At 65.2% G+C, this 20,296-nt stretch carries 30 protein-coding genes, 1 tRNA gene and 4 pseudogenes; 10 read left to right on the plus strand and 25 right to left on the minus strand.

Annotated elements, in window-relative coordinates; translation table 11 throughout:
- Positions 1 to 8: 8 nt before the first annotated feature.
- The 7 genes and pseudogenes from H9L15_RS01650 to H9L15_RS01675 all read right to left on the minus strand — a co-directional run bounded on the left by H9L15_RS01650 (position 9) and on the right by H9L15_RS01675 (position 4,245).
- The gene (locus H9L15_RS01650; RefSeq protein ID WP_187714945.1) at positions 9 to 413 is read right to left on the minus strand and encodes an HK97 family phage prohead protease; all 405 of its coding nucleotides are present in this window, start codon (positions 411 to 413) and stop codon (positions 9 to 11) included.
- Positions 410 to 721, minus strand: coding sequence for a DUF6127 family protein (locus tag H9L15_RS01655; protein ID WP_187714946.1), 312 nt, complete (start codon positions 719 to 721; stop codon positions 410 to 412). Before H9L15_RS01655 ends, H9L15_RS01650 begins: the two co-directional genes overlap by 4 nt.
- A pseudogene (locus H9L15_RS01660) lies at positions 718 to 1,838 on the minus strand (phage portal protein). Before H9L15_RS01660 ends, H9L15_RS01655 begins: the two are co-directional and overlap by 4 nt.
- A gap of 257 nt (positions 1,839 to 2,095) precedes the next feature.
- On the minus strand, positions 2,096 to 2,401 hold the full coding sequence (locus H9L15_RS01665) for a hypothetical protein (RefSeq protein ID WP_187714947.1): 306 nt from the start codon (positions 2,399 to 2,401) through the stop codon (positions 2,096 to 2,098).
- An 86-nt stretch (positions 2,402 to 2,487) separates the two neighbouring features.
- Positions 2,488 to 2,841, minus strand: a complete 354-nt coding sequence (locus tag H9L15_RS16700; RefSeq protein WP_262984877.1) for a phage terminase large subunit family protein — start codon at positions 2,839 to 2,841, stop codon at positions 2,488 to 2,490.
- Positions 2,811 to 3,772, minus strand: a pseudogene (locus tag H9L15_RS20060) (terminase large subunit domain-containing protein). The gene H9L15_RS16700 and the pseudogene H9L15_RS20060 overlap by 31 nt, the downstream one beginning before the upstream one ends.
- The gene (locus H9L15_RS01675) at positions 3,751 to 4,245 is read right to left on the minus strand and encodes a hypothetical protein (protein WP_187714948.1); all 495 of its coding nucleotides are present in this window, start codon (positions 4,243 to 4,245) and stop codon (positions 3,751 to 3,753) included. The pseudogene H9L15_RS20060 and the gene H9L15_RS01675 overlap by 22 nt, the downstream one beginning before the upstream one ends.
- Positions 4,246 to 4,583: 338 nt before the next feature.
- Here H9L15_RS01675 and H9L15_RS01680 point away from each other — a divergent pair, with 338 nt between their 5' ends.
- The 4 genes from H9L15_RS01680 (at position 4,584) to H9L15_RS16705 (ending at position 7,000) form a co-directional block, all read left to right on the plus strand.
- Positions 4,584 to 5,063, plus strand: a complete 480-nt coding sequence (locus H9L15_RS01680) for a DUF2975 domain-containing protein (protein WP_187714949.1) — start codon at positions 4,584 to 4,586, stop codon at positions 5,061 to 5,063.
- Complete coding sequence (locus tag H9L15_RS01685; RefSeq protein ID WP_187714950.1) at positions 5,063 to 5,290, plus strand: helix-turn-helix domain-containing protein; 228 nt, start codon at positions 5,063 to 5,065, stop codon at positions 5,288 to 5,290. The genes H9L15_RS01680 and H9L15_RS01685 overlap by 1 nt, the downstream gene beginning before the upstream one ends.
- A 45-nt stretch (positions 5,291 to 5,335) precedes the next feature.
- Positions 5,336 to 6,229, plus strand: a complete 894-nt coding sequence (locus H9L15_RS01690) for a sulfite exporter TauE/SafE family protein (protein WP_187714951.1) — start codon at positions 5,336 to 5,338, stop codon at positions 6,227 to 6,229.
- Between the two features lie 156 nt (positions 6,230 to 6,385).
- Positions 6,386 to 7,000: a PEPxxWA-CTERM sorting domain-containing protein gene (locus H9L15_RS16705; protein WP_223276419.1), complete on the plus strand. Its 615-nt coding sequence runs from the start codon at positions 6,386 to 6,388 to the stop codon at positions 6,998 to 7,000.
- A 50-nt stretch (positions 7,001 to 7,050) separates the two neighbouring features.
- On the opposite strand, the gene H9L15_RS01700 is transcribed toward H9L15_RS16705, so the two are convergent.
- Positions 7,051 to 7,467 carry a hypothetical protein gene (locus H9L15_RS01700; protein WP_187714952.1) on the minus strand — a complete coding sequence of 139 codons (417 nt, stop codon included), beginning with the start codon at positions 7,465 to 7,467 and terminating at the stop codon, positions 7,051 to 7,053.
- Positions 7,468 to 7,603: 136 nt separating this feature from the next.
- Between H9L15_RS01700 and H9L15_RS01705 the strand changes: the two genes are divergently transcribed.
- The gene (locus H9L15_RS01705; RefSeq protein WP_187714953.1) at positions 7,604 to 7,996 is read left to right on the plus strand and encodes a DUF4402 domain-containing protein; all 393 of its coding nucleotides are present in this window, start codon (positions 7,604 to 7,606) and stop codon (positions 7,994 to 7,996) included.
- Entirely contained in the window at positions 7,993 to 8,058 is a 66-nt protein-coding gene (locus tag H9L15_RS20065; protein WP_398286873.1) for a hypothetical protein, read from the plus strand. The genes H9L15_RS01705 and H9L15_RS20065 overlap by 4 nt, the downstream gene beginning before the upstream one ends.
- A gap of 373 nt (positions 8,059 to 8,431) precedes the next feature.
- Here the strand turns inward: H9L15_RS20065 and H9L15_RS01710 are convergent, their stop codons facing one another.
- Entirely contained in the window at positions 8,432 to 8,626 is a 195-nt protein-coding gene (locus H9L15_RS01710) for a hypothetical protein (protein ID WP_187714954.1), read from the minus strand.
- Positions 8,627 to 8,834: 208 nt separating this feature from the next.
- Between H9L15_RS01710 and H9L15_RS01715 the strand changes: the two genes are divergently transcribed.
- Positions 8,835 to 9,641 carry a COG4705 family protein gene (locus tag H9L15_RS01715; RefSeq protein ID WP_187714955.1) on the plus strand — a complete coding sequence of 269 codons (807 nt, stop codon included), beginning with the start codon at positions 8,835 to 8,837 and terminating at the stop codon, positions 9,639 to 9,641.
- On the opposite strand, the gene H9L15_RS01720 is transcribed toward H9L15_RS01715, so the two are convergent.
- From H9L15_RS01720 to H9L15_RS01770, 11 genes and pseudogenes are all read right to left on the minus strand, one after another.
- Positions 9,642 to 10,187, minus strand: a complete 546-nt coding sequence (locus H9L15_RS01720) for a hypothetical protein (RefSeq protein ID WP_187714956.1) — start codon at positions 10,185 to 10,187, stop codon at positions 9,642 to 9,644.
- An 81-nt stretch (positions 10,188 to 10,268) separates the two neighbouring features.
- Positions 10,269 to 11,111 (minus strand): hypothetical protein, encoded by an 843-nt coding sequence (locus H9L15_RS01725; RefSeq protein ID WP_187714957.1) that lies wholly within the window; start codon positions 11,109 to 11,111, stop codon positions 10,269 to 10,271.
- 129 nt (positions 11,112 to 11,240) lie between these two features.
- Complete coding sequence (folE, locus tag H9L15_RS01730) at positions 11,241 to 11,774, minus strand: GTP cyclohydrolase I FolE (protein WP_187715749.1); 534 nt, start codon at positions 11,772 to 11,774, stop codon at positions 11,241 to 11,243.
- Between the two features lie 85 nt (positions 11,775 to 11,859).
- On the minus strand, positions 11,860 to 12,309 hold the full coding sequence (locus H9L15_RS01735; RefSeq protein ID WP_187714958.1) for an FAD/NAD(P)-binding protein: 450 nt from the start codon (positions 12,307 to 12,309) through the stop codon (positions 11,860 to 11,862).
- Complete coding sequence (locus H9L15_RS01740; protein ID WP_187714959.1) at positions 12,252 to 13,181, minus strand: FAD/NAD(P)-binding protein; 930 nt, start codon at positions 13,179 to 13,181, stop codon at positions 12,252 to 12,254. The genes H9L15_RS01735 and H9L15_RS01740 overlap by 58 nt, the downstream gene beginning before the upstream one ends.
- Complete coding sequence (locus H9L15_RS01745) at positions 13,171 to 13,440, minus strand: DUF6356 family protein (protein WP_187714960.1); 270 nt, start codon at positions 13,438 to 13,440, stop codon at positions 13,171 to 13,173. The genes H9L15_RS01740 and H9L15_RS01745 overlap by 11 nt, the downstream gene beginning before the upstream one ends.
- Before the next feature lie 25 nt (positions 13,441 to 13,465).
- A tRNA-Arg gene (locus H9L15_RS01750) sits at positions 13,466 to 13,542 on the minus strand.
- A gap of 35 nt (positions 13,543 to 13,577) precedes the next feature.
- The gene (locus H9L15_RS01755; RefSeq protein WP_187714961.1) at positions 13,578 to 13,994 is read right to left on the minus strand and encodes a DUF1178 family protein; all 417 of its coding nucleotides are present in this window, start codon (positions 13,992 to 13,994) and stop codon (positions 13,578 to 13,580) included.
- Positions 13,991 to 14,818, minus strand: coding sequence for a carbon-nitrogen hydrolase family protein (locus H9L15_RS01760; RefSeq protein WP_187714962.1), 828 nt, complete (start codon positions 14,816 to 14,818; stop codon positions 13,991 to 13,993). Before H9L15_RS01760 ends, H9L15_RS01755 begins: the two co-directional genes overlap by 4 nt.
- A pseudogene (gene grxC / locus H9L15_RS01765) lies at positions 14,818 to 15,074 on the minus strand (glutaredoxin 3). Before grxC ends, H9L15_RS01760 begins: the two are co-directional and overlap by 1 nt.
- A gap of 12 nt (positions 15,075 to 15,086) precedes the next feature.
- Entirely contained in the window at positions 15,087 to 15,794 is a 708-nt protein-coding gene (locus H9L15_RS01770) for a ComF family protein (RefSeq protein ID WP_317617559.1), read from the minus strand.
- A gap of 9 nt (positions 15,795 to 15,803) precedes the next feature.
- Between H9L15_RS01770 and H9L15_RS01775 the strand changes: the two genes are divergently transcribed.
- From H9L15_RS01775 to H9L15_RS01785, 3 genes are all read left to right on the plus strand, one after another.
- Positions 15,804 to 16,397, plus strand: coding sequence for a hypothetical protein (locus H9L15_RS01775; protein ID WP_187714963.1), 594 nt, complete (start codon positions 15,804 to 15,806; stop codon positions 16,395 to 16,397).
- Entirely contained in the window at positions 16,370 to 16,615 is a 246-nt protein-coding gene (locus H9L15_RS01780; RefSeq protein WP_187714964.1) for a hypothetical protein, read from the plus strand. Before H9L15_RS01775 ends, H9L15_RS01780 begins: the two co-directional genes overlap by 28 nt.
- Positions 16,616 to 16,701: 86 nt before the next feature.
- On the plus strand, positions 16,702 to 16,881 hold the full coding sequence (locus H9L15_RS01785; protein WP_223276420.1) for a Flp family type IVb pilin: 180 nt from the start codon (positions 16,702 to 16,704) through the stop codon (positions 16,879 to 16,881).
- A gap of 25 nt (positions 16,882 to 16,906) precedes the next feature.
- On the opposite strand, the gene H9L15_RS01790 is transcribed toward H9L15_RS01785, so the two are convergent.
- The 5 genes and pseudogenes from H9L15_RS01790 to H9L15_RS16710 all read right to left on the minus strand — a co-directional run bounded on the left by H9L15_RS01790 (position 16,907) and on the right by H9L15_RS16710 (position 20,266).
- Positions 16,907 to 17,065 carry a LysM peptidoglycan-binding domain-containing protein gene (locus H9L15_RS01790; protein ID WP_187714965.1) on the minus strand — a complete coding sequence of 53 codons (159 nt, stop codon included), beginning with the start codon at positions 17,063 to 17,065 and terminating at the stop codon, positions 16,907 to 16,909.
- The gene (locus tag H9L15_RS01795) at positions 17,062 to 17,238 is read right to left on the minus strand and encodes a hypothetical protein (protein ID WP_187714966.1); all 177 of its coding nucleotides are present in this window, start codon (positions 17,236 to 17,238) and stop codon (positions 17,062 to 17,064) included. Before H9L15_RS01795 ends, H9L15_RS01790 begins: the two co-directional genes overlap by 4 nt.
- On the minus strand, positions 17,229 to 18,308 hold the full coding sequence (locus H9L15_RS01800) for a M48 family metalloprotease (RefSeq protein WP_187714967.1): 1,080 nt from the start codon (positions 18,306 to 18,308) through the stop codon (positions 17,229 to 17,231). Before H9L15_RS01800 ends, H9L15_RS01795 begins: the two co-directional genes overlap by 10 nt.
- A gap of 142 nt (positions 18,309 to 18,450) precedes the next feature.
- A complete protein-coding gene (locus H9L15_RS01805) occupies positions 18,451 to 19,392 on the minus strand; it encodes an acetyl-CoA carboxylase carboxyltransferase subunit alpha (protein WP_187714968.1) in 942 nt (313 codons plus the stop codon).
- Between the two features lie 33 nt (positions 19,393 to 19,425).
- Positions 19,426 to 20,266, minus strand: a pseudogene (locus H9L15_RS16710) (tyrosine recombinase).
- Positions 20,267 to 20,296 lie beyond the last annotated feature (30 nt).

A 20,296-nucleotide genomic window follows, 5' to 3' on the forward strand; every position in this document is an offset into this window, starting at 1 on the left:
TTTTACTCTTAACGAGTCTCTTCAACTGCATGTACCCGCGCCAGCCTCTGCATGGGTTTCGCGACCAAACTCACCTCAACCAGGTCCAGTTCAACCAACTCCCGACACGGCCCCGACCGCGCCTCCCGCACGCGATACCCAAAGCTCAACCCATCCAGCTTCCCGCCCTGCAGCAGCGCGCCAACCCGCCGTCCCTCCGCGCCGCCGTCCAGCCGCGCGATCACGCGCAGCCCGCGCTTGTCCTCGGACAGATGCTCGATCCGCCCGAGCACCCGCCCCGCCTTGTGCTGCCACAACAAAGGCACCTCACCCGCGCGTCTCAAACTGTCGAGGAATTCGCCTTTGCGGATGATGTCGCCCCCACCGTCCGGCCGGTCGAACACCGCCGCATAGCCCGCGAACCGAACGCTCATCCGGTCACCAGTTCGGTCAGCCGAAGCCGCACCGCGATCCCAATCAGCAGCAGCGCGAGCACCACGCTCGTAATCCACGTCACGACCGCCCGCGCAGCACTCCGCCTCGCGTCGCGCCAGGCCGACAGCAGCTCGCGCAGTTCATCCATGTCCCGCCGCGCCCGCTCGTCATCCAGCCCGAGTTGAGCCAGCGCCCGCCGAGCCCCCGCCTGGCTCGACTCCTCCACTAAAGCCCGCAGCGTAATCATGTCCACGCCGCGCGCCTCGCTCTGTGCCATCAGGCTCGCCAGCAACGCATCCGCCGTCATGCGTCACCTCGCGGCGCAAACCCCAGCATCTCGCGCTTCTCGTCGTCACTGAGGAACGCCGCCGCCCCAACCTGCTCCCACAACCGCGACCGGTCCTCGGCGAGCTCGCTCAACTGGTCGGTGTCCACCGCCAGCTTCACCGGCCCAACCCAATCACTCAGCATCTCGCCCAGCCCATTCAAGATCCGCGTCGCCATCGGCAAAATCGTCTGCCGGTACAGCGCCCGCCCGCCTCCCGCGCATTCGCGTAAGTCGCATCGCCCGGAAGCCCGACCAGCACCGGCGGCACGCCGAACGCCAGCGCGATGTCCCGCGCGGCGCCCTCCTTCAGCGCAACGAAGTCCATGTCCGCCGGAGTCAGGCTTAAGGCCTACCACTTGAGCCCGCCCTCGAGCAGCAACGGCCGCCCCGCATTCCCGCTCCCGGAAAACTCCGCGGCAAGCTCGTCCTTCAACCGCGTGAACTGGTCGGTCGACAGCGTCGAACCATCCGCCGGATCGTAAACCAAAGCCCCGCTCGGCCGCGCCGCATTGTCGAGCAGCGCCTTGTTCCAGCGGCTCGCGTCATTGTGCACCGTCGCCGCGGCGCAAGCCGCCTCCAAACATCCCATGCCATAATGATCGTCGCGCGGATGGAGGCTCCGAAGATGCGCCACCTGCCGCCGCCCAAGCGCATCCTCCCGCTCGACCCGCGTCACCCGCCCGCCAACGCGATAGAGATAGGCCGTCGGCCACCCACGATCGTCCGCAACCACGCTCACCCGCTCCGGCCGCAGCGTGCAGATTTCCGCAGGCGCCCCGTCATCGCCGCTAATCAGCTGGGCATAGGAATTGCCGTGCAGAAGCAGCTGCGCCGCAATGCCCTCCAGAACGCCATCCGCGCCGACGATCTTCGCGGCGTGACTATCGCCCTCCGCCGCATAGACCGGCAACGCGCCGAGCATCCCAGCCACCAAGCGAACTGCTCGCTGCCCGACCGGATTGCGCCGGAAGACTTCGTCGATTTGCGTCTCGTAGCTCCGCGCAAACCCCGCCTGTCGTTCGGCACTCAGCCATGCCGGCGCGCAGGCCCGCACGTCCGGAGCCGCGGCCTTTCGGCCGAACCACCACGAACCCATTGTTTCTCCTGTAATTTGATGCCGTCGAGCCGCCGGTTCGGCGGCTTTCATGGGCCTCGCCCGAACCCGCGATCGTCTCGCCCTGGCCGATTGCAAAACAGCACTAGGAACATCGCCTCATTTGGCGGGTTCAGCGCCTCGCGTCTGTGTCGAACATTCGTTCGCCCCGGGTGGACGCAAGGCAACAAGCTCCCATGTTTCGTTGCCCCTGGTAGAGGCGGTCCGCGTCCATTCGTGTCGCGGGCCGCCTTTTCAGCTCAAAACTTAATCTTCAGCTTGATCATCGCCCGGTTTGACGGAAACCCGCCGACATCGGCCTGCTCCGTCTCGCCCGCGATGGCCAGGCCGTTGGCAACCTGCACCTCGGCCTTGGGCAAATCCGTTTCCGCCACCCTCCCGCGCGGCTGCCGCAGCCGGTAGGGGCTTTCGCCGTTGCGGTTGGCACAGACGACCACCTCGCCATCGGCGGGAGCTGCGACGCACGGTTGCGGGATCGTCAGATCGATCACCTCACGCGGAGCCGCGCTTGCGACCTGGGTCAGCAGGATGGACAGCAACAGCATTCGACTCTCCCACCGCAGGCAGCGTCTTGCCCTGTACTACAGTCTCCTCACCCGCGGTATTCCGCTCCTGGTCGGGCTCAACTCCGTCATCGCCCACACCATTGCGTCGGCGCGATCCGGGGAGCGGCCTGGGGATATTGTCCGCCGGCGACCATCCCCGACATTTCATCCTCGAGTTGCGGGAAACGTCCGGTCAGGAACGCTCGCCCGCTTTCAAATCGAAGCGCGATGGGCTCCGCCCGTGCCACCTTGCCGAGCGACGCGTGAACCAGCCTCACCCGCACGCCGACATTGGCGGCGTCCAGCACGCTCTTGACCATCGCTCCCCCATTGTTGGCCTCCGCGACGACCATGTCCGCGTCCCAGCGTTCGACGGCTGCAGCGACGCGCCGCGCCCATCCTTCCGGGCTCAGGCCCTGGCATGTCTCGTCCGACAGCACGTACAACCGCTCGTCGAGGCGCCCGGCAACGACGATCCCGCACGCATCGCATCCCTCGCCGACCCGGCCGGAGGATCGACCCCGACCACGATCCGGTCGAACCGTTCCGGCCTCACCAGCCGGCATCGCTCGATCAGTTCCCGCGGCCACAGCGATCCCTCGACATCGGTGATCAGCTCGCCTTCCAGTTCCTGCCGCCCCAGCCGGGTCCCGCCATAGGTCGCCGTCATCACGTCCAGGTACCGCTCGTCCAGGTTGATGTTCTCATCGGTCCGGCCGTTCGTCGCCACCGTCCAGCGGTCGTCCCGGATCGTCTCCAGCAACCGCATCGACCGCGGCGTCGTGGTGATCAGCGCACGGGGCCGCGTTCCACGCCGCAGCCCCATCTGCAGATTGTCCCACGCCGCTTCGGGCTGGGCCCACTTCGCCAGCTCGTCGGCCCAGGCGAAATCATGCTCGGGCCCCGCAAACCATCCGGATTCTCGCCGGAGAAAATCTGCGCCTCGCTCCCGTTCCGCCACCGCAGACGCCCCAGGCTTGGCTCCCAGCTCAGCGTCTCGCCCCGCAACTTCGCCACGCGCAACAATCCGCTGACGCCTTCGACCATGATCGCTCGTGCTTCGTGAAGCGTCGCTCCGACCAATGCGATGCGCACCCCGCGCCGCGAATTCGCCAGCGAATGAATCCATTCCGCACCCGCCCGCGTCTTCCCGAACCCGCGGCCCGCCATCATCAGCCACGTCCGCCACCCGTCACCACTGGGCGGAAACTGGTTCCTGTGCGCCCAATTTTCGAACTTGGCGTCGAAGCGAAGCACGTCGATCGGGGACATCCCCCAGATCAGCCGCCGCTGCTCTTCCTCCGAGGCATTGGCGATCAGCTCCATCTGCCAATCGATGGCATCCGCATTCATTCGCAGCCCGCTTCGCATCCGCCGCGCTTGCGCAGCCGCTGCAGCTTCTGGACCAGGCGCTCGCGGATCTCGTCGACGTCGCCGGGATCGAACTCGGTCACCGCCTCCACCGCCGTGTCGCGATGCATCTTCAGCAGGGTCAGCGCCAGCTGGGTCGGATATTCGATCATCCGCTCCTCGCTGCCGTCCTTTCGCCGGACGGTCTTCTCCGTCCCGACGAACGCCCGTTCCAGCAGCACGAGTTCCAGCCGCTGGTAGGCGACCCCGATCGCCTCCATCCAGGCGCCGCGGAACGCCGCATCCAGCTTGCGGCGCCGATAAACGGCGCTGACCGACACACCCGCCTCACCCGCCGCCAGCGTGACATTGCAGGTCTCGGCCAGGACCGACAGGAATGCCGCCTCCTTGGCCTTCGTCCAATCCCGTGTCGACGCCTTGCGGACTTGCCCGCCGGCAAGCACACGCTCGGCAGACTTCGTCCTGCGCGCCATCCTGATCCTCCCCGCAACGGGGAGGGGGACCATGCAGCAAGACTGCATGGTCGAGGGGTATCTCCCTCGCCTCGACCCGTGATGTCCAAAACGCCTCGGGCCGGTCACTCCCGAAGGAGCCCGGCCCGATACCCAATTCTTCACTGTGCCTACCGTGTACCCAAACAGCGTCACGATGTCAACGATTATTTTGCCTATTTGGTTTGTTTGGACGTGTTCTCCGCAGGAAGTAGCTGCCTGGACTTGCCGAAAAACAATAAATGACATATTGTTTATCGATAACGAATCGGAGACTTGCCGTGCGACACTCTACCGCTTTGCCCGCAGCCTGGATTTTCTTGCGCATCCTGATCGTGTTGAACTGGATCGGCGGCGCGCTGGTGCTCGGCCTGCTCGCCTATACCTTCGTCAACGAGGCCTGGACGATGAAGGCTCTGGAGGTCACGGCCGATGCCGATGGCCACGCATTCATGAACGGCATGCGCACTATCGCGGCGTTCGGTCTCGCCGCGATCCCGCTCAATCACATGATGTTCAAGCGCATGCTTCGCATCGTCGAGACCGTGCGCGCCGGAAGCCCCTTCGTTGCCGACAATGCCTATCGCCTCAACACCATCGCCTGGATCCTGCTGGCGCTGCAGGTTCTCAGCATGATCATAGGCGGGATCGGCGAGGCGATCTCCAGTCCTGCGCATCCGCTGCATCTCGACGCCGGCTTTTCACCGATCGGCTGGCTCTCCGTCGTGCTGACGTTCGTGCTTGCCCGTGTTTTCGCGGAGGGCACCCTGATGCGCGAGGATCTCGAGGGCACGATCTGATGGCGATCCTCGTCAACCTCGACGAAATGCTTCACCAGCGGCGGATGACGCTGACCGAGCTTGCGGAGCGCATCGATATCACGCTTGCGAACCTGTCGATCCTCAAGACAGGCAAAGCCCGCGCGATCCGCTTCTCGACCCTCAGCGCCATCTGCGGAGTGCTCGACTGCCAGCCCGGCGACATCCTTCGCTTCTCCCGCGACGAAGGCGCTGGCGAACGGGAATAGTTCGGCTATCATCCCCGCCGTCGAGGCCGCACGCAGGGGACATGCATGCTGATCGCGCTTCTGATCCCGCTTTGCCTCGGCGCACTTGTCTATTCGGTAATGTTGATCCGCGTTGCCGTAGCCAACCGCATCGTTCCAAAGGGCGAAGCGGTCATTCTCGGCGCGGTCACCAATTTCTTCGACACGCTTGGCATCGGCTCGTTTGCGCCGAGCATGGCCTGGTTCAAGTTCCGCAAGCTGGTTCCGGACCGCCTGCTCCCCTGCACCATGCTGGTCGGCCACACCCTGCCCACGATCACGCAGGCTGTGATCTTTCTCGTCCTGCTCGGCGTACTGGTGGATCCCGTGCTGCTCGCCGGCTGCATGATCGCCTTGCTGATGGGCGGCCTGCTTGGGGCGCCGATGGTCGTCCGGACCAAGGTTTGGGTGGTGCAGCTTGTCGTCGGCTGCGCCCTGATCCTCGCCGCGGGGCTCTACACTTTGACCAATCTCGGCATGATGCCTGGCGGCGGCACCGCTTCGTCGCTTCCTCTGACGCTGATGATCGTCGCCATCGTCGCCAATTTCATCTTCGGCATCCTGCTCAACTTCGGCATCGGCAATTACGCACCGACGCTGGTGATGCTCAGCCTGATGGGCATGGACCCGCGATTGGCCTTCCCGATCATGGCCGGCGGCGCGGCAATGGCCGTCGCCGGTGCAAGCGCCCGCCACATCTCGATGGGTGAGATCGACCTCAGGATCGTCAGCGGAATGGCGATCGGCGGGATTCCCGCGGTGTTCGTTGCTGCATTCATCGTGAAGTCCTTGCCGCTCGAAACGCTGCGCTGGATGGTGATCGTCGTCGTTCTCTATGCGGCGGTGATGATGCTCCGCTCGGCCATGCAGGGTCGCCGCGAGCCGCAATCCCTGCAGGAGGATCGCGCCGCCGCGATCTGACATTACCTGCCGCTGAATCGGCTCGCCTCACCTGTGCCGAAAAGACACAACTCCAATTTTCCAACAGCCGTGGGAACTTAGGTGGTTAACGCCATGTTTACCCACCGCTGAGTGCGGCACGCCCTCGGCAGGACATCCAGTCGCTAGGAGAATATGATGCGCCGAGTGGGTCTGGCAGCGGCTTTCGCCGTAGCCTTGTCGTTGGCGGGTACGGCCCAAGCCAAGGACATCAAGTCAACGCTTCCACCGCCGGGCAAGGGTTCGACCATGCTGACGGTCACCTCGCCTTGCGACACGGGAATCTTCACCGGTTCAACTGCCTGCGCCGGCTATTACGACGGCAACCTCATCAACGGCAGTCCGACCGACATCACCAACGCCCAAAACGCGATCGCCGGCCTTCCGGGCGGCCTCACCTGGGACGGCAATTGGGCAAGCGTCGATCCGACCAAGGTCGAAACGCTGACCGGCAACGTCCTCGATTTCGGCCAGACCCTGTTTGGCCTGACGGTCATCGGAGCGCACTTTGGCAACGTGAACGGCCCGGCCGGAAACGTCTCCGGCTTCTGGCTGTTCGACTTCGGCACCCAGGGCGCAAGCTCGGTCGCTCTCAACTACCCCGAGGGCTTCTCGAACGCTGCGGTTTACCTCACCGGTGACTCCCCAGCGGTGCCGGAACCGGCCACGTGGGCGATGATGCTGTTCGGCTTCGGCGTCGCGGGCTACGCGCTCCGCCGCCGGCGACAGCCAAAGCTGGCGCAGCTGGCCTAGCATTCAAGGAAACGGCACGGCCATCCGCTTCGTGCGGGTGACCGTGCTCGTTATGAGTTCGCGGCCTTCGGGCCACGAGCTGGTGGTCGCGACATCGACAGAAGAATCGCGAGGGCCGCCGCCGCTGCGACGTCGAAGCCCATGCAGAACCACGGCCACCATTCGGGAACCCCGCTCCCCGGCAGAAATGCGTGGCGGATAAAATCGAAGATCCCGTGCCCGGCGAGGCCGACGACTACGATCCACAGGCTTGTCCGAAAGCCCACGATCGCCGCAGCCCCGAACGCGGCGAAGAAGGCGATCTCAATTGGCAGCCCCTCACCTCCCGCCATCGCCGCGAACAACAGATAGTAAGACGCGACGACAATCAGGATGACGGGATAAAGCGACCGCTCACGATCGAATGCTGCGAGGTGCATCGCCAGCGCGACGAGGATCGCAAGTGCGATGCCGATGATCAAAGGCATGGCCCACAATAGTCCGGGCCCCGGCCCGCGCAAACAATTGGCATGATGTTAACCATCTTTGACTAGTCACGTGGCCCATGTGGGGCGGGTGCTCATTCCAGGCGCGATCTTGTGTGCTGCGTTGGCATCGCCGGCCGTGGCCGCACCCGGCAGCGCGACCACGACGGTGACCGTGAAGGCATCCGTCGTGAAGCCTCTCGTTCTGACCGCCAAGCAGGACCTCGACCTCGGCACAATCGTCCTTAACAACGGCACCTGGTCGGGCGTAACCATCTCGGTCTCGCAGGCTGGCGTGCGCACGTGCGTCAGTGCCAACGTGACCTGCTCCGGCACGGCGCAGGCGGCGAAGTTCAACATCGTCGGAAGCAACAACAATGTCGCGCGCATCTCTGCGCCGAACGTGACGCTCGTCAATCAGGCGGACAGCACCAAGACGCTGGTGATGACGCTAAGCGCGCCGGCGACGGTTGCCATACCGAACTCCGGGCAGCCGGGGTCGATTTCTCGGTCGGCGGGTCGATCACCGTGAATTCGACAACGACGGGTGGACTCTACAGCGGGACGATGAACGTCACCGTAGATTATCAGTAGGCCACGTTGGGTTGACTGAGGGTGACAGGAGACCTGTCGCCAGCAGGCTAAAGCCGCAACAGGTCTCCGCACTCCACTTGGAAACCGCCCCTGAGTTTGCGCATCGAAAGCGTGTTCCCGAGCCGGCCAATAGGTGAAGTCTAATTGACATCCTGCAAACAGGCACAGTTAACAAGACTTGACATCATGATGTGGGGCGCGCCGTCGCGGGAGGGATGAAGCGGCCCGGACGCGCGAGCGATCAGCGGGCCGCTTCCCCTCCGGCTTTATGGGCACGCGGCCGGAAGGGAGAATCGGCGCCGCCCTCCTGAGCCGGCGCCGATTCTCTCGAAGGCTCATACAGACTTTTGGCCGTAAGGAAGACTGCGAGATGTTAATTAACGCCGATCTTCGACTGCAGCCATTTACTCCCCGGCGAATCCTCGCTGCTGGCCGACCATTCGGACCCCGGCTGGATAGCGAAGACCGCGACCCGGTCGCCGCCGTCGACGACGTCTTCGAGCGCCGAGCGGACATAGCCGGCGCCTAGCGGCGTCTCGAGGAGCCATAACGAATCCAGGAGACGCACCGCGCCCCACGATTCAAGCGCCCCTTGGACGGGTCGGCCGCGCTCCCATTCAGGTCGCAGCCGATCACGAGGTAGGCCATTCGGGCTCCACTATCATTCGGGCGATTCGGCGCGCGGAAGCTAATGGATGTTATTGATGAGTCCAGTGAAGAAGATGGTTTCCAAACTTGCCCTTCATCGGGAATAACCATGTCGAAGGGGCTTCGCGATGAACGACGAGCAGGTCCGGCAAGCCGCGCTGGCCAAGGTTCCAGCGGTCACGTTGGGCTTCTGGATCATCAAGATTCTCGCCACCACATTGGGCGAAACCGCCGGCGATACCGTGACCATGTCGTGGCTCGGAGAAACGACCGACCACCCGGTACCCAACGGCTACCTGATCGGCACCGCAATCTTCGGAGCGTTGCTGCTGATCCTGGTCTGGGCGCAGATCCGGGCCAGGCGCTTCAATCCGTGGCTGTACTGGGCGACCATTGCCGCCTCGACAACGATGGGCACGACCCTTGCGGACTTCGCCGACCGTTCCCTCGGCGTCGGTTACCCAGGCGGATCACTGCTCCTGCTCGGCTGCGTGCTCCTCTCCCTGTTCGCCTGGCACCGCTCGCTCGGCACCGTCGACGTCAGCACCGTCGCCAGCCCAAAGGCCGAAGCCTTCTATTGGCTGACCATCACCTTCTCCCAGACGCTCGGCACCGCCCTTGGCGATTGGGCGGCGGACGGCGCGCTTGGCTACGCCGGCGGAGCGATCGTGTTCGGCGCCGCCTTGCTGGTGCTGGTCGCGCTCTATTACTGGACCAGCATTTCGCGTGTGCTGCTGTTCTGGGCAGCCTTCATTCTCACCCGCCCGCTCGGCGCTACCGTTGGCGACTTCCTCGACAAGCCGCTCGACGAGGGCGGGCTCGAGCTGAGCCGGGCGATGGCGTCCGCGGCATTGGCGATCGCAATCGTTGCGCTGATCTTCATCTTGCCGCAGCGACCGGGCGTTCACCCGGGTGACCGGGAGGTACGGACCTAGCTACCCGCGCCAGTCGCGCATGGCTTTGTCGTAATCTGCCTTCGCCCGGTCGCGCTTGCCGGAGAGCGCGTCGCGCTCGGCCTCATGCTTGCGCTGCATCTCCCGGCGCTTTCCTTCCAGCTCGCGGATCCGCTCGTCCAGCTCATTGATCTTCTTGCGCTGTTTCTTCTCCGCCTTCTCAAGCGCTTCCTCGGCCTCGTCGAGTGCGTCCCGGCTCGGCCGAGGTTTGAGCTTCGTCTTCGGTGCCGCCGGCTCCGAGCCTTTCTGCTTCGCTTTCGCCGTCGGAGTCGCCCGCTCCAGCGCTGCGAAATGCTCGTCAGTGCTGCCGCGGACGCGCTTGATCACTTTGCCCGGATTGGCGAGCGGCTCCTCCATCAAGGCAGGCTCCGTGACCTGCTCGGCGATCCCCTGCGCGAAGATATTGGAGTCCGCGCCCCACGCCTCCAGCGCCGCCTTCTGGCTTGGCGCCGCGACATAAGCGTCGTGGAAGCCGATCGGCGTCCGGAACACTTTCAGCTTTTGCTTGCGCTCAGGCGTCTTGGCCATGGTCGCTAAACGCCGTTCGCGCGGCTCGTCTCCATGAAAGCTGCCGGGCGGCTCTCCCCTCCGCCCGGCGCCTCCCCAAGCCTATTCGGACTTCGTCGACGTCCAGGTGGATTTCGATCCGTCGCGAGGATCGGTGCTAACGATCGCAACCGTCTTTCCGTCAGCACTGGGAATCGTGAGGACGATACCGACGACCTTGCCGCCGCGGCTGAAGGTTTCGCTAAGGCCGTTGGCGCCTTCGCGGGCGACCTTGACGGTAGTCCCACCGGTGTCGTTCGCGATCGGCACCTCAGGCCCGCCGATCTCGGCCGTGTAGGTCTGCCCGGCAACGCTCGACGTCACCTTGTTGCCTTCGACCTTGTACGTCGTGTTCAGCGCATCCTGCGTGTAGTCGCCGATGTGCTCCGGCTGCCATTGGCCGGAGATTGCGTGCGCTCCTTCAGGCGCCGGGCCCGCGCGCTTCAGCGTCGTCGAACCGTCGATCGGCGTGTTCGGCGTCGTTGCATCGTGGAACTTGTTGGTGAGCGTGTTGCCATCGGCCGACACAGTCAGCGTGTTCGTGGAAACTTCCGCGTCGCCTTTCTTGCGGTGGAACTCGACAGTCTTGTCGTCGACCGCCTTGATCGAGAGGCTGTCGTAGTAAGGCCGGTCGGCGACCGGATGGAACTGGCCGTCCGCCACTGCCGTGAGCGGCGGAATGCACGTGTTGCAGCTGTACTTGCCGTCCTTCAGCAGGAACTCATCCGGCTTCTGCTCGAACTTCAGGGTCGAAAGATCGGCCTTCCACGTGCCATCGATCGCGGAAAGGTCGCCGGCCGGCGCCGTGGCGGCGGCTTCGTTGTTCCCCGTGCTTTCCTGGGCCTTGCACGCGCCGAGCGACAGAATGAGCGCTGCGGCAATTGCGGTAGAAGTGGTCAGACGCATGAGAGTTCCCCCTATGCGAGGGGCGCGCCCCAATTGACCGCCGCCTCGGCTGGGCGGCCCCGTCTTACGACATGGGCGAGGTCGTCCGGGCGGGGACAGTAGGCGCGTTTAACGAAAAGTAAATCAGGGTTAGTACCCCATGAGTGCAAGCACCTCGCGCCTGCTCCGCTCGTCCGCGCGGAAGGTGCCCATCATCCGGCTGGTGGTCATCATTACGCCCGGCGTCTGCACTCCACGCGCCGTCATGCAGGCGTGGCTAGCCTCAATCACCACGGCGACGCCCTTGGGCTGAAGATGGTCCCAGATCGCATCGGCGACCTGCGCGGTCAGCCGTTCCTGAACCTGGAGCCGCCGCGCATAACCGTGAAGCACGCGAGCAAGCTTGCTGATGCCGACGACGCGGTCTCCCGGCAGATAGGCGATCGCCGCCTTGCCGATGATTGGCGCCATGTGATGCTCGCAGTGCGACTGGAACGGAATGTCCTTCAGCAGCACGATCTCGTCGTATCCGCCGACTTCCTCGAACGTCCGGCTGAGGTGGACGGCCGGGTCTTCCTCATAGCCGCGCGCATATTCCTTCCACGCCTTGGCGACGCGGCGCGGCGTATCGAGCAGGCCCTCGCGTTCCGGGTCGTCCCCGGCCCAGCGGATCAAGGTGCGGATCGCCTCGCTGACGTCCGCGGGATCTCACGCGCAGGCGCGGACTCGACCAGATCGCCGTCGTCCGGCTCGCCATGTTCGACCACGCTCATCGACCCAACTCCGCTTCAATGTCGTCGGCGACGGCCGCCGCCTGGCCCCTGATATCGGGTACCGCAATCATTTCCCAATACCTCCCCTTGGTCAGGGGCCCCATTGCCCACGCGTTTTTCGCTCCGGCGATGCGCGAAAACTCATCGACGTCGAAGGCAATGCCCATCTCGTCCGGCCTTGCCAGGCCGTCGGCCAGCATGCCTTTCAGCAAAGGATCGCGGGTCCGGGCAATCGATCCGAGTGGTCCGGTGCAGTTGATCAGATACGCAAAGCGATCCTCCGCGACCTGGCTGCTGCCCCGCCGCCGGTAGTTGACGACCAGCCGGTCCTCTTCCTCGCGGATCGACTGAATGCGGCCGGCGAGGACGGTCAGCCGCCCCTCGGCGATCAGGCTCTGCAGGCGGCGGCGACTTCCGGCGCGATGCGGTGCCGGTGGACGTCCCACCACGGACGTGCGTGCCGGGCGAAGCGCCTCTTCTCCTCGGGCGGAAGGGTCTGCCACAGCCGGTGGCTGTGCGGGCGCATTCCGTCCACCGCCGCACGCCAGCCGATCTCCGCGCCGCGCCGGCGAAGCCAACGCCACAGCGTCCGCACATTTCCGAACGGAATATCCTCGGCGTCGACGGGCGCAGGCGCAAAGCCCTCGGTATGCCCGCGCGGGATCAATCCGCGGCGCGACAGAGCGACGATCCGGCCGCCATGTCCGGCGGCGTCGAGAGAAAGGACGGCATCGACCATCGTGAGGCCGGTACCGAGAAGCATCACATCCCCACCGGATGACGCAAGGGCGGGGATCGCGGCGCGCGCTTCCGGACCCCAGGGATTGTCGATGACCCTGGCGCTCCCGCCGCCGAACGGCAGCTTCTCCGGCGGCTGGTTGCCGATCGCGAGGACCAGTCCGCGAGCGGCGATCCGGTCGCCATTGTCGAGCTGCACCGTCCAGCCGTCCTCGCTCGGCTCAGCCTCGGTCGCCTGCTTCTCGACCAGGCGCAGATGGCCACTTTCGAGCGCCTCGCCGAGGATTCCGCGCAGATAGGTTCCGAACTGCCGGCGCTGAACGAAGTCGCGCCCCGTAGCGCCTTCATCCTCAACCGCGCGGCGGAAATGCTCGAGGTCTTCGGGCCAGGCGCTCATTACGTCGGCCTGGATGTTGAGGACGTGGGCGGCATCTGACGTCGAATACGCGACGCCCTGCCCGGCCCGTCCGCTGCCGTCGATCAGGACGGCGTCGATCCCCTTGCGGGCGAGCTGCGCCGCGACCATGGTTCCCGAAAAGCCGCCACCGACAATCGCGACCGGCAAGCGGTCAAATTTCATAGTCGGGCCAGGCGTTCGGGTTCTTCGCGCCGGCCTTGCGCTTCACCATGTGATCGTGAAGCCGCATCACCGTTCGGCCCGCTGTCTCGGTGAACCAGCCCGGTACAATCGCGTGGACGATGCAGGCCGTGCCTGCACCGATCAGCTCGGCACCGATCCTGACCGCTCCAGCACCATGGCTGGCCCATGTCATCCCAAGCGCGCGCGGATGTGCCGTGAAGAGATTCCCGGTCCGCGTTTCCTGATGTTCTACAGCCATGTCCCCGTTCGGCTCTGAACCAAAATGGTGGCCCCGGCAGGACTCGAACCTGCGACCTGCGGTTTAGGAAACCGTCGCTCTATCCTGCTGAGCTACGGAGCCTCCGAGCGCCGGAATAGGCATCCGGCGCGGCTTTATCAATTCACTTGGCCGGGCGGCACGACGGGAAGCGGCAGCGGCAGGATCGGCACGCCTTCCTCGACCAGCGACTTGGCCTCCTCGGCACTCGCCTGGCCGTGTACCGGCCGCTTTTCCATCTCGCCGAGATGCATCGCCCGCGCCGTATCCGGCAGGTCAGCGCCGACCCATTCTGAGTTGCTGAGCATCTTCGCTTGCAGCGCCGCGACTTCGCCGATCACATCCTTGACGTCCGCAAAAGAACCGTCGGAGCGGCTGACACGCGGAGCCATCGGCGCCTTCGCAACCTTGGCGGAGCCGCAATAGGGACATTGCACCAGCCCGCGCCGCGCCTGCTGCGCGTAATCTTCGCTGGAATCGAACCATCCTTCGAACGTGGCGCAACCTTCATCGCAGCGAAGGTCGAAGACGATCATCGCGAGACCGCTTCGCCGATCGAGCGGCGATGGCTGAGTGCCGGGACCCGGCTGCGAACGTCGGTGATCCGGCTGAGGTCGATGTCGACGGTCTTCACGGCACTTCCCTCGCCCATGTCCAGCACCACTTCGCCCCACGGATCGACGACCAGGGAATGGCCGTAGGTCGTGCGCCCATCCTCATGATGACCCGACTGCGCTGCAGCCACGATGAACAGGCCCGCCTCGATCGCACGAGCGCGCAGAAGCACTTCCCAGTGCGCCCTGCCCGTCGGGACCGTGAACGCGGCCGGCACCGCGATGACGTCCGCATTGGCTTCGGCAAGGGCCGCGAAGAGCGCAGGGAACCGCAGGTCGTAGCAGATGGTCAGGCCCAGCTTCCCGACCGGGGTCCCGTCGACGATCACGACTTCGCTGCCGTGCCGGTAGACGTTGCTTTCCCGCCAGCTTTCGCCGGACGGCAAGTCGACGTCGAACAGGTGAATCTTGTCGTAGCGCGCCCGCACTTCGCCGCGCGGATCGATGACAAAGGCGCGATTGGCGAACTGGCGGCCCTCGGTGCGCACTGCGAGCGAACCGATATGCACCCAGATGCCATGCTTGGCCGCCGCTTCCCTCGTCGCGGCGAGAACCTCGTCATTATCCTCGAGCCGGACGTTATGTGCCGCTCTTTCCTTGTCGCGATCGAGGAGACCGGACATTTCCGGCGTGAACAGCATCGCCGCGCCGCTCTCCGCGGCCGTCGCCACCGCCTCGACCATGCGCGAAGCGCTGGCGGCGGGATCGACGCCCGTCTGCGACTGGAAGAGTGCGATCTTGACCATCACGCCGCCAGTAATTGCTCCAGCTTGCCCTCGCGGTCCAGCGCGTAGAGTTCGTCGCACCCGCCGATGTGCTGGCCGTCGATGAAAATCTGCGGCACCGTCGTTCGCCCGTGGGCGCGCTGGATCATCTCCTCGCGCAGGGGCTGCCCCACTTCAGCTCGTAAGCCTCATAGTCGACGCCCTTGGCGTCGAGCAGCTGCTGTGCCCTGAAGCAAAATCCGCACGTCGACTTCACGTAAATCTCCACCCGGGCCAATCTCTTCGCTCCTCATTCGGTCACTTGCATCGGCTTGATCACTCGCGCCCAGCTCACCAGCTCTACGCGGTCGGCACCGGCCCGCTGAAGCGCCTTGGCGCAGGCGTTGGCGGTGCTCCCCGTCGTCAGGACGTCATCGACGAGAACGACCGCGCGCCCCTGAAGCTCCGCCGCTTTGTTCACTGCAAACGCGCCCGCGACCACGTTGCGGCGCTGGTTCAGGCTCGTTCCCTTCAGCGCCGGAGTCCGTTTCACCCGGCGCAGGATGTACGGGTCCGCGCGAAGGCCGGTCGCCCGCGCAAGCTCGTTCGCAACAAGCGCCGACTGGTTGAACCCGCGCTGCCACAGCCGCGCGCGATGGAGCGGCACAGGCACGAGGATCGCCCGCTCGTCGCGCCGGACCAGCGGCGCCATGTAGCGCGCCATCGTCCGCGCAAGCGCCACCTTGCGCCCGTACTTGAGACGAATGGCAATACTCCGCGACAGGTCGTCATAGGCGACGGCCGAGCGCGTGCGCCGGATGCGCGGCGGCTTGGCGATGCAAGCGCCGCATTCCTCGGCATCGGTGGCTTCCAGCGGCATTCCGCAGGTCAAGCAGCCGCTCTCGCCGAGGAACTCGACCTTGGTCCAGCAGTCGGGACAAAAGCTGTGCACCTCATCGACGATCAGTCCGCAACCCCGCATCGCGGTGGGAGCGCGAAGTCGAGCACTTCCCTCCACGCCGATCGAATGATCCGTCCCGCCTCCACTCAATCCTTGTCGCCGCTCCGCCGCCGCCGCACAAGCGCCTCGATGACGAATGCGCTGTTCGATGAGGGACTTGGCGAACTTCGCCGCCAGCGCGCGCTGAAGCGCGGCCCGGAGCTGTTCCTGCACGAGCGCGCGTTCGAGGATATTCTCGACCGCCTCAGCCTGATCCAGCGGCGCTTTCGCTCGGCCCTGCTGGTGAGCACATTCGACCCTCGATGGTCGCAGAAGCTCGGTTCGTATGCGGACACGGTCGAGGTTATCGCCCCGCAGGACATCGCAGGCATCGAACCCGGCGCCTACGACCTCGTCATCGCCCTCGGCTGGCTCGACACGGCCAATGATCTCCCGCGTGCGCTCCTGACGATGTGCTTTGCGCTTCAGGACGACTCCCTGTTCATCGGCGCGCTGTCCGGCGGCGACACTCTCCCGGCGCTTCGATCTGCCATGCGTTCCGCCGACGAGCGGATGGGCGGCGCAACGCCGCATGCACACCCCGGGTCGAGGCAGCGCCGTTCACGGCGCTCCTCACCTCGGCCGGTTTCGCAATGCCGGTCGTCGATGTCGATCGCGTGATGGTCAGCTACAAGTCACTTGCCGACCTCGTTCGCGACCTCCGCTCCATGGGCGCCACCAATGTCCTCAAATCCCGGTCCCGGCAGCCTTTGTCGCGGGCGGCTGCCGAGGCGGCGGCCGCGCAGTTTCAATCGGCTGCGCAAGGCGGCCGGGTGAAGGAGACTTTCGAGATCCTTCACTTCGCCGCCTGGACGCCTCCGGCCGGCGGCCATGGATGAAGCTCCATTAACCTCTGCATCGCATCAGTTGTTAACCCGTAACAGTGTAAGCCCGCTTCCGTGGACGTGGACCAGAGGAGGGTGGCGTGGACGCTATCCGAAGGAATTTTCGCCGGTTGCGCACCGACCAGAAGGGCGCAACGGCGATCGAATACGGACTAATCGCTGCGCTCATCGTCATTGCGATGATGGGCGGGCTTCGCGCCATGGGCGGCGGAGCAGGCGGCATGTGGACCAACATCTCACAGGCCGTTCAGAACTCTTAAGGGACCCCAGTTCGGCGCGCCGCGTTCAGGCGCGCCGGGACCCGTAAACGACCAGTTTCACCTTCTGACCCGGCACGAGCCTCGAGTTCGCGGCCAGGTTGTTCAGCGACAGGAACCGATCGAGCTGGAAGGTCCGATAGGCCATCCGGCTCGCAAGCGCTTGTACGGTATCCCCGGGCTTCACCGTCTCGACGTGGATAACGCGCGGCGGATCTGTGCCGCCTCGTTCGGCCCTAGCCGGCGGATCGATTCCACCATCGGCACGAACTGCGCAAAGCCGGTGCCGCCCCGTGTGATCATCACGAAGTGATACACCGTGTTCGGGCTCCACTGGTAGGCGAAGACGCTTACGTCCACCCTTCCTGACCGCGTGTAGGCTTGAGCGGTCGTGTAGGCGGCGGGAATGCCGTTGACGCTCGTCCTTCTCGCGGCGGCACCGACATCCGCACTTGGCCGCCGCCAAGGGCCTGCAACAGCTGGCCGATATAGTTCTCGAGGCTGCCGTCGTAGCGCCCGCCGCTGAACTGCGCCTTCCCGGCCGAACCGCTGATCGAGACTTCGGTCGTACCGTTCTGCATCAGGTAGCCCTGCGGCACCGCGAAATAGATCCGCAGGTCGGGATGGGTAAAAGTGCGGCCGTCGATGATGCCCTGCGCTGGATCGTCATCGACGAACACGCCTTCGAGCTGGTTGAGAAACAGGTCGCGGTTCTTCTGCCCCGTGCCAATGCGCCCAGTCTGGCGAGCCTCCAGGGAGGCGCGCTGAACCCGGTTCTCGCTGAGCGGATGGGTGCTCGCCCATTCCGGCGTCTGGCGGCTGTCCTGCCCCTGCACGCGGGCTTCCAGCGCCGTCGCCCGGGTGATCGCGGCCAGGACACCGGCGGCGCCGGCCGGGTCGTATCCCGCATTGACGAGATAACGTAGGCCAAGCGTATCGGCCTGATATTCCTGGTCGCGCGAGAAACTGAGCGTGGCCATCTGCGACCGGGTGGTCGCCATCTGCGCCACTGCATTGCCGAACCCGCCGCCGATGACGCTGCCGAGGATCGCGCCCAACACGCCCATCACGCTGCTGCGCTGGGCATAATTCTCGCGTGCCTGCTGGTGATTGGCGGCGACGTGGCCGACCTCATGGCCCAGCGCGAAGGCCAGCTGGGACTCATCGTCCATCAGCGCCATCAGCTGCCGGGTGATGTAGACGTAGCCGCCCGGCGTCGCGAAGGCGTTTTCGACCGCCGAGTTGAGCACGGTGAAACGGTATGCGTTGGGTGCAACGCCGGAATAGGACGCGACCCGCCGTCCGACGGAATCGACGTAGGAAGCGCGCTGACCCGTCTCGGCTCCCCGAACTCGTCCACCAGCTTGGGATGTTCCTGCTGGCTTTCCTGGACGTATCGCGGCGGCAGCACCCGGCCGGGACTTGCGCATAAATGATGGAGCTGGCGGCAAGCGCCGCGCCGCCGAGAAGAAAAAAGGCCTTACGCATGGTCTCTCTCTTGTTTCGCTACGGGCCGTAACTGAACCCTTGCGACCTTGAACGAGAGATGAAGTCAGGCGGTTCCTGTGGCGCCTAGGCCATCGCGAGGTACTTGGCGCGCCTTTGCCGCAACAGGTCCTCGCCGCCGAGCTCACCGCAGCCCTTCAGTTCCTCGAGGATCGCGTCCTTCAGATTGGCGATCGCTTCCTCTGGATCGCGGTGCGCTCCACCCAGCGGCTCCGGCACGATGCGGTCGACGACGCCGAGCGCCTGCTGGTCCTGCGCCGTAATCTTCATCGCCTCGGCAGCATCGGCAGCCTTGTCGGCCGTGCGCCACAGGATGGAGGCGCAGCCTTCGGGCGAAATCACTGAATAGACCGCATGTTCGAACATCAGCACGCGGTTGGCCGCGGCAATGGCGACCGCTCCGCCGCTGCCGCCTTCACCGACGATCACCGCAACGACCGGAACCTTCAGCGAAAGGCATTCCTCGGTCGAACGGGCGATGGCTTCCGCCTGCCCGCGCTCCTCGGCCTGCACGCCCGGAAACGCGCCGGGAGTGTCGACCAGGCTGACGACGGGCAACCCGAACCGGTCGGCGAGGCGCATCAGGCGGATGGCTTTGCGATAGCCTTCCGGCTTCGCCATCCCGAAATTGTGCTTGAGCCGCGAGGCGGTGTCGTCGCCCTTTTCATGGCCGATCAGAACGACCTTGTGACCGCCGATGGTGGCGAGGCCGCCGACGATCGCCGGATCGTCCGCGAAGCCGCGATCGCCGGCGAGCGGTACGAAGTCCTCGGCGAGGCCCGCGACATAGTCCTTGAAGTGCGGCCGTTCCGGATGGCGGGCGACCTGCGCCTTCTGCCACGGCGTCAGCTTGGCATAAGTGTCGCACAGGAGCTTGGCCGCCTTGGCTTCGAGCTTCTCGATCTCCGGATCGATATCGATCTCGCCATTGGTGGCCGTGTCTTTCAGCTCGGCAACGCGGGTCTCGAGCTCGGCAATCGGCTTTTCGAAATCTAGGTACGTCTGCATTGGCCGCGCGGGTACGGCGGCCTGACGTGCGCGTCAACGACGGTCGGCCAGCGGATGCCGCGTGTTGACCAGCTCGATCAGGCGCGCGCTGTCGACGTGGGTATAGATCTGCGTCGTCGCAATGTCGGCATGGCCGAGCAGCGACTGGACCACGCGAAGGTCTGCTCCCCCGACAGCAAGTGCGTCGCGAAGGCATGGCGGAGGACGTGCGGGCTGATCCGTTCCGGCGGGATGCCGGCGTCGGCGGCCATGGCCCGCACGATCTGGTAAAGGCGAATGCGGCTGAGGTGCGACTTGCCGCTGGGGAACAGCCACAGGGAAGCCGACGGCACTTCCGCGCGCCATTTCTCGACCGCCTGCTCCGCACGGCCGGAGATCGGTACCAGCCGCTCCTTGGAGCCTTTGCCCTGAGGATCAGGAATGGCTGGCCGACGCGGAGCGCACCACGGGGCAAGCTCACCAGCTCGGTCGCTCGCAGTCCGGAACCGTAGAGCAGTTCCAGCAAAGCGAGGTTGCGAACGGCGAGATGCTCGCCGCTGGACGCGCGGTCCTCGGCCGCTTCGAACAGACGGGAGACCTCGTCGGAATCGAGAATCTTCGGCAGCGGACGCTCGAATGCCGGACGCGGTAGGGCGGCGGAGGGGTCGTCTTTGCGAAGGCCTTCGTCGAACAGGAAACCGTAGAAGCGTCGAAGCGCCGCCGACCGCCGAGCCACAGTCGATGGCGCAAGGTCGCTCCACGCCTTGCCGAGGCCCGACAGACCATCGCTGTTGGCGCTGCCGAGAACGCCGCCGAGCGAATCCGCCGTGCGTTCGAGGTCGGTGCGATAGGCTGCCAGCGTATTCTTCGACGCACCCGCCTCCGCCGCCATCATGTCCAGGAAGCGGTCGACGAGCGCTTTGTC

It is taken from the genome of Sphingomonas daechungensis (genome assembly GCF_014489495.1).
Classification (GTDB): domain Bacteria; phylum Pseudomonadota; class Alphaproteobacteria; order Sphingomonadales; family Sphingomonadaceae; genus Sphingomicrobium; species Sphingomicrobium daechungense.

Excerpts from the sequence above, each read along its gene's own strand:
- H9L15_RS01715 (WP_187714955.1), top strand. The coding sequence starts at position 8,835 with ATGAACGACGAGCAGGTCCGGCAAGCCGCGCTGGCCAAGGTTCCAGCG.
- H9L15_RS01665 (WP_187714947.1), bottom strand. The coding sequence starts at position 2,401 with ATGCTGTTGCTGTCCATCCTGCTGACCCAGGTCGCAAGCGCGGCTCCG.
- H9L15_RS01725 (WP_187714957.1), bottom strand. The coding sequence starts at position 11,111 with ATGCGTCTGACCACTTCTACCGCAATTGCCGCAGCGCTCATTCTGTCG.
- H9L15_RS01755 (WP_187714961.1), bottom strand. The coding sequence starts at position 13,994 with ATGATCGTCTTCGACCTTCGCTGCGATGAAGGTTGCGCCACGTTCGAA.
- H9L15_RS01800 (WP_187714967.1), bottom strand. The coding sequence starts at position 18,308 with ATGCGCAAGTCCCGGCCGGGTGCTGCCGCCGCGATACGTCCAGGAAAG.
- H9L15_RS01805 (WP_187714968.1), bottom strand. The coding sequence starts at position 19,392 with ATGCAGACGTACCTAGATTTCGAAAAGCCGATTGCCGAGCTCGAGACC.
- H9L15_RS01780 (WP_187714964.1), top strand. The coding sequence starts at position 16,370 with ATGCCGGTCGTCGATGTCGATCGCGTGATGGTCAGCTACAAGTCACTT.
- H9L15_RS01685 (WP_187714950.1), top strand. The coding sequence starts at position 5,063 with ATGGCGATCCTCGTCAACCTCGACGAAATGCTTCACCAGCGGCGGATG.
- H9L15_RS01760 (WP_187714962.1), bottom strand. The coding sequence starts at position 14,818 with ATGGTCAAGATCGCACTCTTCCAGTCGCAGACGGGCGTCGATCCCGCC.
- H9L15_RS01655 (WP_187714946.1), bottom strand. The coding sequence starts at position 721 with ATGACGGCGGATGCGTTGCTGGCGAGCCTGATGGCACAGAGCGAGGCG.
- H9L15_RS01775 (WP_187714963.1), top strand. The coding sequence starts at position 15,804 with ATGATCCGTCCCGCCTCCACTCAATCCTTGTCGCCGCTCCGCCGCCGC.
- H9L15_RS16705 (WP_223276419.1), top strand. The coding sequence starts at position 6,386 with ATGCGCCGAGTGGGTCTGGCAGCGGCTTTCGCCGTAGCCTTGTCGTTG.
- H9L15_RS01745 (WP_187714960.1), bottom strand. The coding sequence starts at position 13,440 with ATGGCTGTAGAACATCAGGAAACGCGGACCGGGAATCTCTTCACGGCA.
- H9L15_RS01740 (WP_187714959.1), bottom strand. The coding sequence starts at position 13,181 with ATGAAATTTGACCGCTTGCCGGTCGCGATTGTCGGTGGCGGCTTTTCG.
- H9L15_RS01650 (WP_187714945.1), bottom strand. The coding sequence starts at position 413 with ATGAGCGTTCGGTTCGCGGGCTATGCGGCGGTGTTCGACCGGCCGGAC.
- H9L15_RS01700 (WP_187714952.1), bottom strand. The coding sequence starts at position 7,467 with ATGCCTTTGATCATCGGCATCGCACTTGCGATCCTCGTCGCGCTGGCG.
- H9L15_RS01690 (WP_187714951.1), top strand. The coding sequence starts at position 5,336 with ATGCTGATCGCGCTTCTGATCCCGCTTTGCCTCGGCGCACTTGTCTAT.
- H9L15_RS01720 (WP_187714956.1), bottom strand. The coding sequence starts at position 10,187 with ATGGCCAAGACGCCTGAGCGCAAGCAAAAGCTGAAAGTGTTCCGGACG.
- H9L15_RS01675 (WP_187714948.1), bottom strand. The coding sequence starts at position 4,245 with ATGGCGCGCAGGACGAAGTCTGCCGAGCGTGTGCTTGCCGGCGGGCAA.